Origin of the sequence: Streptomyces sp. NPDC008238, assembly GCF_042956445.1 — a bacterium.
Classification (GTDB): domain Bacteria; phylum Actinomycetota; class Actinomycetes; order Streptomycetales; family Streptomycetaceae; genus Actinacidiphila.
The window spans coordinates 880,847-893,587 of the sequence record NZ_JBIBGK010000001.1; the positions used below are offsets into that span (position 1 = coordinate 880,847).

At 71.4% G+C, this 12,741-nt stretch carries 7 protein-coding genes; 3 read left to right on the forward strand and 4 right to left on the reverse strand.

The features are described from left to right. Positions 1-158: 158 nt before the first annotated feature. Complete coding sequence (locus ACFZAU_RS04070) at positions 159-1,109, reverse strand: GlxA family transcriptional regulator (RefSeq protein ID WP_500550968.1); 951 nt, start codon at positions 1,107-1,109, stop codon at positions 159-161. 218 nt (positions 1,110-1,327) lie between these two features. Between ACFZAU_RS04070 and ACFZAU_RS04075 the strand changes: the two genes are divergently transcribed. After that, positions 1,328-2,122, forward strand: a complete 795-nt coding sequence (locus tag ACFZAU_RS04075) for an SGNH/GDSL hydrolase family protein (protein ID WP_500550969.1) — start codon at positions 1,328-1,330, stop codon at positions 2,120-2,122. A 297-nt stretch (positions 2,123-2,419) separates the two neighbouring features. Further along, positions 2,420-4,645 (forward strand): TIGR03767 family metallophosphoesterase, encoded by a 2,226-nt coding sequence (locus tag ACFZAU_RS04080; protein WP_500550970.1) that lies wholly within the window; start codon positions 2,420-2,422, stop codon positions 4,643-4,645. Between the two features lie 179 nt (positions 4,646-4,824). Here ACFZAU_RS04080 and ACFZAU_RS04085 read toward each other — a convergent pair whose 3' ends face one another. Next, positions 4,825-5,523 carry an alpha/beta fold hydrolase gene (locus ACFZAU_RS04085; protein ID WP_500550971.1) on the reverse strand — a complete coding sequence of 233 codons (699 nt, stop codon included), beginning with the start codon at positions 5,521-5,523 and terminating at the stop codon, positions 4,825-4,827. A gap of 170 nt (positions 5,524-5,693) precedes the next feature. Next, complete coding sequence (locus tag ACFZAU_RS04090; RefSeq protein ID WP_500550972.1) at positions 5,694-9,500, reverse strand: GH92 family glycosyl hydrolase; 3,807 nt, start codon at positions 9,498-9,500, stop codon at positions 5,694-5,696. A 371-nt stretch (positions 9,501-9,871) separates the two neighbouring features. On the opposite strand from ACFZAU_RS04090, the gene ACFZAU_RS04095 reads away from it, so the two are divergent. After that, positions 9,872-10,570, forward strand: coding sequence for a hypothetical protein (locus ACFZAU_RS04095; RefSeq protein WP_500550973.1), 699 nt, complete (start codon positions 9,872-9,874; stop codon positions 10,568-10,570). Positions 10,571-10,631: 61 nt separating this feature from the next. Here ACFZAU_RS04095 and ACFZAU_RS04100 read toward each other — a convergent pair whose 3' ends face one another. Continuing rightward, a complete protein-coding gene (locus tag ACFZAU_RS04100; RefSeq protein ID WP_500550974.1) occupies positions 10,632-12,668 on the reverse strand; it encodes a S9 family peptidase in 2,037 nt (678 codons plus the stop codon). Positions 12,669-12,741 lie beyond the last annotated feature (73 nt).

Genomic DNA, 12,741 nt, shown 5'->3' on the forward strand with positions numbered 1-12,741 from the left:
CTTCATGGTCGGCAGCGGGACGTCCCTCCGGTAGTGGCCTGAACGACAGCGTGCGCAAGCATCCCGCCATACCTTTCGCCACGCCCCGCAAGGATCTCGCCAGGGGGGGCCAGCAGGGCCACCGGGGCCGTCCGGGTCACCCGCGCCGTCCGGACCGTTCAGGCGGAGAAGGTGTTCCGGTACTCCGTGGGGGAGGTGCCGAGGATGCGGTGGAAGTGCAGCCGCAGGTTCGCCCCGGTGCCGAGGCCGACGCGGTCGGCGATCTGCTCCACGCCCAGGTCGGTGCGTTCCAGCAGTTCCCGGGCGAGGTCGACCCGGGCGCGCAGCACCCACTGCATCGGCGTGTAGCCGGTGTCCTCCGCGAACCGCCGGGAGAAGGTGCGCGCCGAGACCTTCGCGTTGCGCGCGAGCATGTCGAGCGTCAGCGGTTCGGCGAGGTGTGCCAGGGCCCATTCGCGGGTGCCCGCGAACAGGTCGCCGAGCGGCTCGGGCACGCTCCGGGGGACGTACTGCGCCTGGCCGCCGCTGCGGTAGGGCGCGGCCACCAGACGCCGTGCCACGTGGTTGGACAGTCCCACCCCGTGGTCCCGCCGCACCAGGTGCAGGCACAGGTCGATGCCGGACGCGGCCCCGGCCGAGGTGAGTACGTCGCCCTCGTCCACGAACAGCACGTTCTCGTCCACCCGCACCAGCGGATGCCGTTCGGCGAGGGCCTTCGTGTAGTGCCAATGCGTGGTGGCCCGCTTGCCGTCCAGCAGCCCGGTCGCCGCCAGCGCGAACGCCCCGGTGGAGATGGCCGCGAGCCGGGTGCCGCGTTCGTGGGCCGCCATCAGTGCGCCGACGACCGCCGCGGGCGGCTCGGTGCCGGCCGGCTCCCGGTAGCCGGGGATGAAGACGGTGTCGGCGTGCTCGACGGCCTCGAGGCCCTCGGCCACGTGGTACGACAGCCCGTCGCCGCCGGTCACCAGCCCGGGCGCGGCGCCGCAGACCCGCACCTCGTAGGGCATGCTCGGCCGGTTGGAGAACACCTGCGCCGGGATGCCGACGTCGAGCGGCTTGGCGCCCTCCAGCACCAGCACGACGACGTGGTGGTTCTTCGCGCGGCTCAACGGGTCTCCTCCGGCTCTCGCGCCCGGTGGCGTGGCTGACTGCTGTCGCAAGCATCCTGCCACCGCCGGACCCGCGCCGCTCCGGCCGGCGGGCCACGGCGATCCGAACAACGATCTACGCGCGGAGAAATTTTAACATTCCATTGTCATGGACACTTCCCAGCGGGGTGGGCCGGGGGTTACCAAGTGGTAGTCAATTCCCCGCCCAGGGAGGTTCCGTGAGACGCACCACGTCGTTGTCGGCCCTGACCACCCTGATCGTCACCCTGGCCTTCGGCCTGTTGTGGTCCACCCCGGCGCACGCCGCCGGACCCGCCTACGTCGCGCTGGGGGACTCGTACTCCGCCGGCAACGGAGCGGGCAACTACGACAGCGCGAGCGGCAGTTGCCACCGGAGTCTCAGCGCGTACCCGTACCTCTGGAAGAACGCCCACGCCCCCTCCTCGTTCGCCGACACCTCCTGCTCGGGTGCGGTGACCACGGACGTGACCAACAACCAGCTCGGCCCGCTGAACGCCTCCACCGGTCTGGTGTCCCTCACCATCGGCGGCAACGACGCCGGCTTCTCGGACGTCATGACGACCTGTGTGATCGGCTCCGACACCGACTGCGTCAACCGGGTCGCGCAGGCGGAGAACTACGCCCGCAACACCCTGCCCGCCCGCCTCGACGCCACCTACAACGCGATCCGGGCCAAGGCCCCCAACGCCAAGGTCGTCGTCCTCGGCTATCCGCGCGTGTACACCCTGAACGTCCTGTGCGTCGGCCTCTCCGACACCAAGCACCGCAAGATCGACGAGGCCGCGGACGTCCTCGACGGCGTCATCGCGGCCAGGGCCGCCGCCCACGGCTTCGTCTTCGGCGACGTGCGGGGCACCTTCAACGGCCACGAACTCTGCTCCGGCGACGACTGGTTGCACTCCCTGGTCGTCTCGCCGAGCTGGGAGTCCTACCACCCCACCGCCAGGGGCCACGCGAGCGGCTACTACCCCGTGCTGAACGCCAACAGCTGACCCGTCCGCCTCCCCGTACCCGGGCCCGGCCCGTCCGGCCCCCTCTCGCGACCCCGTACGGCCGTGTGCGCCCGTACGGGGTCGCGTCATGCCCTCCCTGGCCGCCACCGGACAGTGGGTCAGTCAGAAAGTGGATGAGTGGCTGAACCACTCCTTGCGGTCCGGGCCCTCCCTTTGCCAGGCTTGGCGGGCCCGGTCCACCGCTCCACGACCGGGTGGTTCGCGCGCCTCCCCTCGTCCCCCCTCGCCATGCCGTGCTGCCCGCGCACGGCGGCTGACGACCGAACAGGATGCGGAATGTCTCTGACGCGCCGAAGAATGCTGACGGCGAGCGCCGTGGGCGTGGTGACCGCCACCGTCGCCCCGGGCGGACTCGCCGGCCTCGCGGCCGCCGCCCCGCGGACCACCGCCGCAGGCGACGGTTCCGCACCGGGCCTGTCGACCCTGGACCGCACGCTGCTGCGCGGCCCGGACCTCGGGTCCGGTTACCGCGGGATCGTCGCGGGGCCCGGCGAGCCCCACCTCGTCCGCAAGGACCTGGCCAACGTCACCGCGCCCACGGTGACCCGCTCGCTGCTCGCCTTCGCCCAGATGTCCGACCTGCACATCGTCGACGACCAGTCACCGCTGCGCGTCGAGTGCCTGGACCGGCTCGCCGACTACGGCCCCCCGCACTACAACTCCTATCCCACCGAGTCCGCCTACCGCGCCCACGAGTTCCTCTCCACCCAGACCACCGACGCGATGTGCCGCGCCGTCCGGCAGATCGGCCGCGGGCCGCGCACCGGCGCGCCGCTGGCCTTCACGGTCGTCACCGGGGACGCGGTCGACAACTGCCAGTACAACGAGACCCGCTGGTACATCGACCTGCTGGACGGCAACACGGTCACCCCCGACTCCGGCAGCACGGCCCTCGACGAGAGCGTGAGCAGCGGGCGCTTCGGCACCGACGTCCACTACTGGCACCCGCAGGCCCGGCAGAGCCCGGCCGACAACAACGAGCTGGCCGGCTTCCCCCTGGTGGCCGGCCTGCTCGCCGCCGCCCGCAGGCCCTTCACCGCAGGCGGGCTGCGCATGCCCTGGTACGCCGCCTACGGCAACCACGACGGCCTCGTGCAGGGCAACGTCGCGCCGGACGTCCTGCCGTTCGACCCGCTCAAGAGCATCGCCACCGGCTCCACGAAGATCACCCAGATCGAGGGCGTCCCCGACGTCCTCGACAACGGCCCCGCCTACTACATCGAGCTGCTGACGGACATCATCACCGGCGACTTCACCCTCGACACCGAGAAGGTCACCGCCGACCCGGCACGACGGCTGCTGGAGCGGCGGGAGTTCGTCGCCGAGCACTTCCGCACCACCGGCACCCCCGCGGGGCACGGCTTCACCTCCGGCAGCGACCGGGCCTACTACACCGTGCCCTCAGGCCCCTCCGACCTCGTCCAGGTCCTCGTGCTCGACACCACCAACGCGAACGGCGGCGCGGACGGCGCCCTCGACGAGGCGCAGTGGGAGTGGCTGGACGCCCAGCTGCGGGCGAACAGCTCCCGCTACGAGACGGACCGCGCGAACGGCACCGGCCCCGGCACCGTCGTCACCCAGCCCGGGGTGAAGGACAAGCTGATCGTCGTCTGCTGCCACCACACCCTCGACTCGATGGACAACACGGACGGCGACGCGCCCTACAGCGGCGCCGACCTGCGCGACAAACTGCTGCGCTTCCCGAACGTCGTGCTGATGGTGGACGGCCACACCCACACCAACAACATCACCGCGCACAAGCCCGCCTGGACCTCCGCGCTCAGCGCCGGCTTCTGGGAGGTGAACACCGCCTCGCACATCGACTGGCCCGTCCAGTCCCGGATCGTCGAGATCGCCGAGGGCGGCGGCTACCTGTCGATCTTCACCACGATGGTCGACGCGGACGCCCCGCTGTCGTACGGCGGGGACACCGGCACCCCCGCCGCGCTCGCCTCCCTGGCCCGCGAACTGGCCGCCAACGACATCCAGTCCGTCGCCCGCGGCATCGACCTGCGGCGCGGGGCACCGACCGCCCGCAACACCCAGTTGCTGCTCCCGCTGCCCTTCGCGCTGCCCACCGGCGCCGGCACGCCCGCACCCGACTGGCCCCTGCTGCAGCAGGGCCAGAGCGGCACCCGGGTCAGGGCCCTGCAGTACCTGCTGAACGCCCGCGGGGTGGGGCTCGCCGTGGACGGCGTCTTCGGCATCACGACGGCCGCCGGGGTGCGCTCCTTCCAGACCGCGCGCGGTCTGCCCTCCAACGGCGTCGTGGGCCCCGCGACCTGGCAGCCGATGGTCTTCACGACGCTGGCCCAGGGCGGCTCTGGCCCCGCGGTCTCCGCCGTGCAGTACCTGCTGAACACCCGCGGCGCGGGACTGACCGTCGACGGTGCCTTCGGCGCGGCGACGGACGCCGCCGTGCGCTCCTTCCAGTCCGCCCGCGGCCTGCCCGCGGACGCCACCGTGCGGTCCGCGACCTGGCTGAACCTGCTGGCGCCCTGACAGCGCAGGGTGGCACCCCGGTGCTCCGGCGCCGGGGTGCCACCCCCCCTCCGGCGGCGTGTCACCGCGAGGGCGGTGTCCACGCGCCGGTCCACGTGCTCATCGGCGGCGCGTGGCGCGATCTGTGAGCAGACAGTTGAAACGACGCCGGCAAGGAGTCCGCAAGCGTGGAACTGCGGTTACGTACCGGCTGTGTCGATGAGGATCCGCGCCAGTTCGCGTGGCTGGGAGAACATCGGCCAGTGGCCGGTGTCCATCTCCATCAGCCGCCAGCGCCCGCTGGTCAGCAGCTTGGTCACATCGTCGCTCGGCTCGGGGTCACCGAGCGTGCACTTGATGTACGTCGCCGGGAGGTCGCCGAGCGGCGTTTGCAGCACAGCGGCTTCGGTCAGCGTGGCACCCGGGTGTGGCGTTGAACCGCCCACGATCCGTGCGATCTGGTCATCGGTGAGACCGTGGCCCTCGAAGTGAGCCGGGGGCGCGACCGGCCAGAATCCGCCGTTCTCGGCGAGCGTTGTCCTCATCATCGCCCCGCCGTCCGGCCAGGCGGAGACGAACGGTTCACCATCGGCCGGAACACTGGAGTCGAGGAAGACCACTTGCGCCAGCCGCTCGCCGATCCGACCGGCGGCCTGACCGCTCGGAACACCCGAGTAGCTGTGACCTACCAGGACGACGTCGTGCAGGTCCTGGCGTTCGACCTCATCAACGATGTCTTGGACGTGGGTCTGCTGCCCGGCCGGTGCGCCCTGCTTCTCGGCGAGGCCGGACAACGTCAGCGGGTGGACGCCATGGCCGGCCGCACGCAGGTACGGCACCACATCGTCCCACGCCCACGATCCGAGTCGCGCACCTGCAATGAGTACGAAGTTCGCCATGGCTGCACCGTAGTGGAGCGGCCCGACGACCGCTCCGGAAATACTTTCGACGCACGCCCTGGTGCCGGCGGAGCCGCGGGCCGTCGGCCTCCACCGGGCGCCGGCCCGCGGTGGACGACGAGGGCGGGCGCGGAGTCCACTCCGCGCCCGCCCCTGTCGTCGTCGGTGGGTCAGGCGAGCAGTTCCACCTCCGCCAGGGTCGACTCGGCGTCCAGGACCAGGCGGTACTGGGTGTAGCCGTCCGGCTTCGGCACCGAGAAGGCCCGGGTCTGGCGGTCCCAGGTGAAGGACTCACCGGAGCGCCTGTCGAGGGTCTTCCAGTGCGTGCCGTCCGAGGAACCCTGGAGCGTCCAGCCGGTGGGGGCCTTGGCGCGGTCCGCGGACGAGGTCAGCGTGTACTGGACGGCCTTGGTGCGTCCGTCGACCGGGAGGTCGACGGTGGTGACCGCCGCGTCCGTCGCAGAGGTGTTGTCGAACAGCGCGCCGTCGCCCTTGACGGCGTCCGCGCGGGGCGCCGGCACCTCGTCGTCCTGGGTGATCGACTCCGGCGCGACGTTCCTGCCGGTGCCCCACGACGAGGGCTTCGGGCCCATGTCGAACTCCAGGACCCCGCCCTTGGCGAGCAGCGAGTGCGGCAGCGAGGTCGACGTCCAGGAGCGGCCGTTGACCTTGAGCCCCTGCACGTACACGTTGCGCGTGCTGTTCTTCGGCGCCTTGACGACCAGGTCCTTCCCGTTCTCCAGGTGGACGGTCGCCTTGGTGAACAGCGGGGAGCCGATGGCGTACTCGCCGCTGCCCATCACCAGCGGGTAGAAGCCGAGCGAGGAGAAGAGGAACCAGGCCGACTGCTCGCCGTTGTCCTCGTCGCCGTGGTAGCCCTGCCCGATGTCGCTGCCGGTGTAGAGGCGGGAGAGCACCTCGCGGACGTTCTTCTGCGTCTCCCAGGGGCGGCCGGCCGCGTCGTACATGTACGTCACGTGGTGGGCCACCTGGTTGGAGTGGCCGTACATGCCCATGCGCACGTCCCGGGCCTCCGTCATCTCGTGGATGACGCCCCCGTAGGAGCCCACGAACTCCGGCGAGGCGGTCTCGGGGGTGGCGAAGTACTCGTCGAGCTTCTTCGCCAGGCCGTCACGGCCGCCGTACAGGTTGGCCAGGCCGCGGCTGTCCTGCGGGGCGGTGAAGGCGTAGCCCCAGCCGTTCGTCTCGGTGTAGTCGTAACCCCACACCCGCGGGTCGTACTTCGCGGAGTCCACCCGCCAGTTCCCCTTGGCGTCGCGCCCCTGGAAGAAGCCGGCCTGCGGGTCGAAGAGGTTGACGTACTCCTGGGCGCGGTTGAGGAAGTACGCGGACTCCTCCTTGTAGCGCTTCTTGCCGGTCTTCTCGTAGAGGGCCTTGCCCATCTCGGCGATGCCGTAGTCGTTGAGGTACCCCTCCAGCGCCCACGACAGGCCCTCGTGGGTGTCGGTGCTGGTGTACCCGAGGAAGGGCGAGGTGGTCATGCCCTTGCGGCCCACGCCCGACTGCGGCGGGACGACCGTCGCGTTCTTCACGGCCGCGTCGTACGCCGCCTCGGCGTCGAAGTCCACACCCTTGACGTAGGCGTCGGCGAAGGCCACGTCCGAGGAGGTGCCCGTCATCAGGTCCGCGTAGCCGGGGGAGGACCAGCGCGAGGTCCAGCCGCCGTCCTTGTACTGCTGCACGAACCCGTCGACCATCTCACCTGCCTGGGCGGGCGTCAGGAAGGAGTACGCCGGCCACGTCGTCCGGTAGGTGTCCCAGAAGCCGTTGTTGACGTAGACCTTGCCGTCCACGATCTTCGCGCCGGTCTGCGTCGGGGTGTCCGGGCCGGGCATCGCGGAGAACGGGGACGCGTACTGGTACTTCGAACCGACCTTCTCGAAGCCCGAGTTCGGGTACAGGTACAGCCGGTACAGGCTGGAGTAGAGCGTGGTCAGCTGGTCGGGCGTGGCGCCCTCGACCTCGACGCGGCCCAGGATCCTGTCCCACTGCTTCTGCGCGCGCGACTTCACCGTCTCGAAGGAGGTGCCCTGCGGGACCTCCTGGCGCAGGTTGTCCTTCGCCTGGTCGATGCTGATCAGCGAGGTGGCGAGGCGCAGCGAGACGGTGCGGTCCTCGCCCGCGTCGAAGCGCAGGTAGCCCTTCACGCCGTTCGACGTGCCCTCCGTGACGGGGGCGTCGAACTCGCCGTACAGGAACAGCCGGGTGGCGCCGGTGGACAGCCCGGACTTCACGTCGGAGTAGCCGGTGAAGGTGCCGGTCTCCTTGTCGAGCGTCAGGCCCGCCTGCTCGGTGACGTTGTCGAAGAGGACGCTCGCGTCGTCACCGGGGTAGGTGAAGCGAAGCACGGCCGCGTGGTCGGTCGGCGCCATCTCCGTCTTGAGGCCGTTCTCGAACGTCACGCCGTAGTAGTAGGGGCGGGCGGTCTCGTTCTCGTGCCGGAAGGGCAGTGCCCGCGCGCCGCGCGCCGTGTCCGGGGTGCCGGAGGCGGCGGACGGCATCACCTGGAAGGTCTGCCGGTCGCCCATCCACGGGCTGGGCTCGTGGCTGGCGCTGAACGCCTGGATGGTCGGCAGGTTGTCGGAGTTGTTCGCCTTGGCGTAGTCGTACAGCCAGTTGAGGGTGCCCGCGTTGGTCACCGGCGTCCAGAAGTTGAAGCCGTGCGGGACGGCCGTCGCCGGGAAGTTGTTGCCGCGCGAGAAGCTGCCGCTGGAGTTGGTGCCGCGGGTCGTCAGCGCGTAGTCCGACTTGTGCGCCTTCGGCTTCTGCGGCGGCAGCTGCTCCAGTGACACGTCGTCGAGCCAGCCGCGGAACTTCGCCGGGCCCTTGGGGGAGTCGTACGCGACCACGATCCGGTCGACGGTCTTGCCGGCCGCGACCGACCCGATCCGCGAGACGACGTCGTTCCACTGGTTGACGTAGAGCACCTTGGCCGCGCCCTGCCCCTGCGGGGTGAGGGCGAAGCCGTGCTGGTCGGTGGCGCCCAGGCGGCTGAGGTAGGTGCCGTCGGTGAAGACCAGGTCGACCGAGACGTTGGTGGCGTCGTAGTCGCGGTCGCCGTCCGCCATCGACGGGTAGATCCGGTACGACAGCGCGGTGTCCCGGCGGACGGGCAGGTCGACGTCGAACACCTTGTTGTACGAGTAGGCCCGGCCGTCACCGGTGTGCCGGCCCGCGTAGCGCAGCGCGCGCGTACCGGTGAAGCCCGCGCCCGACTTCGCCGTCGGCGAGCCGCTCGGGCCGCGGTCGACGAGCGAGAGCATGTCCTGCGGCACGGGGTCGCCGGTGCTGCCCGTCGACAGCTGCAGGTCGGCGAGCTGGGTGATGCCCGAGGCGCCGTTGTTCCGGGTGATGTCGATCCGGAAGTGCTGGTACTCGGCGGGCTCCGCGAGGTCGTACGACTTCGTCTGGAACCGCTCCGGGAAGGACTCACCGGAGCGCGTGTCCAGGGTCTTCCAGTCCTTGCCGTCGGTGGAGCCCTGCAGGGTCCAGTCCTTGGGGTCGCGCTCGGCCGCGTCGTTCGCTGACGTCAGCGCGTAGGTGACCACCTTCGCGGGGCCGTCGAGGTCGAACTCCACCCAGCCGGTGGGCTGGAAGACCAGCCACTTGGTGCCGGGCTCGGCATCGACGAGGTTCTCCTTCACCTCGCCCGAGTCGGTGTACTCGCCGTTCGCGCGGAGGTCGGTGACGTGGTCGTTGAGGTTTCCGGGTATGCCGGTGCTGTAGCCACCGTCCACGCCCGAGGCCTGCTTGGACCCGTCCGCGGCGGTGTCCACGGTGTTGCGCCAGTCGGGCGCGGGTTCGCCCGACTCGAACGACGACGCGAAGGTGTCGACGTGCGGCTTGTGTTCGGGAACGGCGACCGCCGCTTGCTGTGTGGCCGCGGCCAGAGCGAAGGCGGTCGCCAGGACGACCGCCGACGAGCGCCATCTGTGCCGGGCAGCTCTCTGCTGCATATGCGCGAGCACCCCTTCTGCGCCTGGACAACGTTGTCAAGTTCGCTGTGCAAGGGCCAGTAGGGGGTCAAGGCACCTTTGGTGTCAAGGGTGTTGGTGTGACTTTTCGGACCGGCTGGGTTCGCTCGTCCGGTCATGTCCCGGCCCGCCGAGCGGCGATGGGCCTTGGCACGGCCCGGCGCTCCGGGGGCGTGCACGGGGATCGTCGAGCCGGCAACCGGGCGGAGGGCTGCCGGTGAAGCCGACCGAGAGCGGGGGAGACGACGCGTCACCACGTCCCTCCGGCAAACGGTTTCCGCACCCGCCGCAGGCACCGCCTGGTAGCCTGCGATCTTCGCCGGTCAGCCGGACGGAGTTCCCGGCAGGTCCCGATGTCCCGTTCCCAGTCGCTCCCGACCGCCCTCGACGCCCTCGACCGCGCCTTCGCCTCCGAGGAGCCCTTCCCCGTCACGGGGTGCCTGCACTGCTACGGGGAAGAGGACCTCGCGCTGCTCTCCGGGCCGCTGCACCGCATATCCGAGGACCTGGTGTCCTCGGTCGCCGCGAAGACGCCCGACCACTGGGACGACTTCCCGCGTCTCTACCGTCGATTCGTCCCGCGCATCATCCGCCCGGTCGTCACCGGCCTGTCCGGCAACGATGAGGAACTCGTCGCCTCCCGCCTGGTCCAGGCGGGCTGGACCACCTGGGACGCACCCCTGACCGAAGCCCTCCGCGACGTCTGGGACACCTGGTGGCGGACCACCTTGCGCACCCACCCCGGCTCCGTGCCCGTCCGGACGGCCCTCGCCGTCGTCACCGTCGCGACCGGCGGCCTGTCCCCCTGGCTTGACGCATGGACCGGCATCCGCACCGCGTCTGCCGACGCCCGACTGGCGGACCTCGTCGACGATGTGCTGTTCGAGTCCGAGTTCACCGATCTGAGCATGGGCTTCTACGGCGAGTACCACGCCACCGCGGAGCTGGTGGACTGGCTCCTCACCGATGTGCGCGACCGTGTCGCCGACGTACGTCCCGACGCCCTGTACCGCGTCGAGGCCTTCCGGACCGGAGCCCGGCACGCCGGATGAGCGTGGGCACGCGCCATGCGACGGCCGGGGCCCGGTCGGAGCCGGGCCCCGGCGGGCGGCGTCAGACCAGGTCGGGGCGCTGCCAGTCCTCGCCCAGGACGTGGTGCGCCAGGAAGTTCAGCACCGTGGCGTACCACAGGCGGACGTTGTTGGGCTTGAGGATCCAGTGGCCCTCGTCGGGGAAGTAGAGGAACTTCGCCGGGACCCCGAACCGCGCCAGGTCGTTCCAGAGCGCCAGGCCCTCGCCGATCGGCACCCGGTAGTCCTTGTCGCCGTGGATCACCAGCATCGGCGTGGTGATCCGGGCGGCCCGCAGGTGCGGGGACTCCTGTTCGTACCGCTCGGTGGTGGCCAGCGGGTCGCCCTGCCGCCGCATCCAGTAGGCCGGGAAGTCGGTGACCTGCGCGAAGCTGTACATGTTCCACAGGCTCGCGTGCGTGACGATCGCCTTGAACCGGTCGGTGCGGGTGGCGATCCAGTTGGCCATGTAGCCGCCGTACGAACCGCCCATCATCGCGGTGCGCGAGCCGTCCAGGTCGTCCCGCAGCAACGCCGCGTCGGTCAGGGCCATCACGTCGTCGTACGGCGCACCGCCCCAGTGCGCCCAGCCGCGCTCGTGCATCCGCCGGCCGTATCCGGTGGACAGCGCCGGGTCCGGCAGCAGGACGGCGTAGCCCGCGGCCGCCGCGACCCACGGGCTCCAGCGCCAGTGCCAGGCGTTCCAGCTGGTCTGCGGGCCGCCGTGCACCCACAGCAGCAGCGGCGCCGGGGTGCCGGCGCCCGCGCCGTCCGGCAGCACCAGCCAGGCCCGCAGGGCCATGCCGTCCGCGGCGGTGGTGTGCACCTCGGTGAGGCTGCCCGGCAGCGCCGTGTCCTGCCCGGGGCAGGGCAGCGGGACGGGCCGCTGCCCTGCCGTCGCTGCGTCCAGGCGCACCGGGAGCGGCGGGCTGTCCACGGCGGAGCGCAGCGCGTACACCGTGCCGCCGTCCGGGCTCACCACCACGTCCGAGTACGTACCGGACGCGGTCAGCGCAACCAGTTCGCCGCTGCCGGCCGAGAGCCGGAAGACCGGTCCGTGGCCGGCCTCGTCGGCGGTGAAGTACACCACCGGGGAGCCGTCCTGACCGGGCACCGGGGAGACGACCGGCGAGCCCGGCCACTGGTCGAAGCCGGGCAGCAGGTCGCGTCCGGCGTCCCGGTCGTCCGTGGCGTTCGCCAGCCACAACGTGACGTCACCGGGGGCGTCCCAGGTGACCCGCCGCCGGCGGGAGCACACCACGTCCCGGCCGTCCGGGGTGAACGCCGGGGCGCCGAACTCCGCGTCGGGGTCCTCCAGCATCCGCAGCGGCTTGCCCGTCTCGGCGTCCGCGACGACGACCACACCGCGGAGCTCGTCGGGGAGGCTGCCGACGGCCGTCGCGTACGCGACCAGCGAGCCGTCGGGGGAGAGCGCGACACCCTCGGCGAACGCGGCGCGGCGCGCGCCGCTGTCCACGGCGGCGGGCTCCTGCGCGGTGGCGTCCGCGACGGTGAACACGTGCGGGACGCCGGGGCCGAGGTCGTGGTCCCAGTACCGCACCGGCACCGACTCGTGCAGGATCGCCGTCACCTTGGCCTTGCGGCGTGCCTCGCGCAGCCGCTCGTCCTGCTCCGCGTCCGCCGCGCCCGGCAGGAGGGAGGCGCCGAAGGCGATCCGGGAGGAGCCGGCGGCCGTCGTGTACTCGTCGATCCCGCCGGCCCTGGCCAGCAGTTGCCCCGCCTCGCCGCCGTCCGCCGGCAGGCTCCACAGCGCCGCCTCCTGCCGGTCCTCCTCGCCCTCGCCGGGGTCGGCGACCGGACGCGAGGACAGGAAGAGCAGCGTGCCGTCGGGCAGGAACCGGGGCGCGGACTCGCCGCGCCCGGAGCGGGTGAGGCGACGGGCCGGACGCTCCCCGGCCGGGTCCAGCTCCCAGAGGGCTCCGATGAACCGGGTACGGTCGGCGGACAGCTCCTGGACCGCCGTCACCAGACGGGTCCCGTCCGGCGACAGTGCGAGCGATGAGACGCGGGGCAGCGCGAGGAACGCCGCCAGGTCGTGGAATGCAGTGGGTTCGGGCATGAGGATCATCCTGAGTCCCCGGGGCGGCCCCGCACCAGTGCCCCCGGCGGCAAATCACGGTCAAAGACGCAGG

Excerpts from the sequence above, each read along its gene's own strand:
- ACFZAU_RS04080 (WP_500550970.1), top strand. The coding sequence starts at position 2,420 with ATGTCTCTGACGCGCCGAAGAATGCTGACGGCGAGCGCCGTGGGCGTG.
- ACFZAU_RS04085 (WP_500550971.1), bottom strand. The coding sequence starts at position 5,523 with ATGGCGAACTTCGTACTCATTGCAGGTGCGCGACTCGGATCGTGGGCG.
- ACFZAU_RS04090 (WP_500550972.1), bottom strand. The coding sequence starts at position 9,500 with ATGCAGCAGAGAGCTGCCCGGCACAGATGGCGCTCGTCGGCGGTCGTC.
- ACFZAU_RS04095 (WP_500550973.1), top strand. The coding sequence starts at position 9,872 with ATGTCCCGTTCCCAGTCGCTCCCGACCGCCCTCGACGCCCTCGACCGC.
- ACFZAU_RS04100 (WP_500550974.1), bottom strand. The coding sequence starts at position 12,668 with ATGCCCGAACCCACTGCATTCCACGACCTGGCGGCGTTCCTCGCGCTG.